At 71.7% G+C, this 1,040-nt stretch carries 2 pseudogenes; one reads left to right on the forward strand and one right to left on the reverse strand.

The features are described from left to right. Positions 1 to 624, forward strand: a pseudogene (locus ACWELQ_RS46225) (hypothetical protein); the annotation flags it as partial. Positions 625 to 823: 199 nt separating this feature from the next. On the opposite strand, the pseudogene ACWELQ_RS46230 reads toward ACWELQ_RS46225, so the two are convergent. Then, positions 824 to 1,040, reverse strand: a pseudogene (locus ACWELQ_RS46230) (hydroxymethylglutaryl-CoA lyase); the annotation flags it as partial.

Raw genomic sequence — 1,040 nt, forward strand, 5'->3', positions numbered from 1 at the left:
CTCGCGGTGGATGGTGTCGGCGAGTTCCGTCAGGGCGTGGTCCGCGCAGGTGCGCAGGCTCCTGGCCAATGCATCGGGGTCGGAGAGCGCGGCCGCGCGCCCGCCGCGGCCCTGCGCACCATCGGCTTCCCGCCCGAGCTGAAGGCGCGCCCCGAATCCGGTTATCATGCCGCGTTCTCCGGCCCGTACACGGTGGCCGCCGCCTTGATCGGCGGCGGCGGGCTGGGTGTCTTCCACGAGGATTTCACGGATGCCGCCGCCCGCGACCCACGCCGCCTGGCCCTGGCCGCCCGCGTCCGGTGCACTCCCGATCCACGCAGCGACGAGATCTTCCCCCACCAGTTCCCGGCCGTCCTCACAGCTCGCCTGCACGACGGCCGCACCCTGACCGAGCGGGTCGAGGCGAATCGCGGCGGCCCCGGAAACCCCTTGTCCGCAGACGAACTCGCACTCAAGTTCCGTCTCAACACCGCCGGAATCCTGAGCCCCGCGACGGCGAACACCCTCAGCGCCATCACCTACGACCTGGCCACCGCCGCGGACCTCGAGCGACTGCTCCACCCCCTGCGGACGCTGCGGGCACGCCGCCCCGACCCCCTCGAAGACTCTGACGGCTCGCACTGACACCGGGAGTTCCGCCGCGGTCGGCGTACGACCAGGCTTGCGTTTCCGTGCGCGGCAGCGAGGGTCAGGGCGTAGTCCAGCCCGCCCGGCACTGGAGTCGCGAATCACCGTGGCGGCTTCCGAGAAGGCGAGTCGGGAGCCGCCACCTCACGCCCCTCCGACGAGCGGCGCGTCAATGGATGCCACCACGGCGCAGTCGTCACCGATGTGCTTGCGCCACTGCGGTATCGGGGAATACTCCCGCACGCCCGAGCAGGGCGGGCACGGGTGCGCCCAGCACTCCTCCCAGCCATCGCGCGGTGTCGATCGTCGACGCGATGTCCACGCCGGTCGTGATCCCCATGCGGTCGAGGAGGTAGAGCAGGTCCTCGGTGGCGATATTGCCGGTCGCCGCCGGGGCGAACGGGCATCCGCCG

This window comes from Nocardia sp. NPDC004722 (assembly GCF_053601505.1).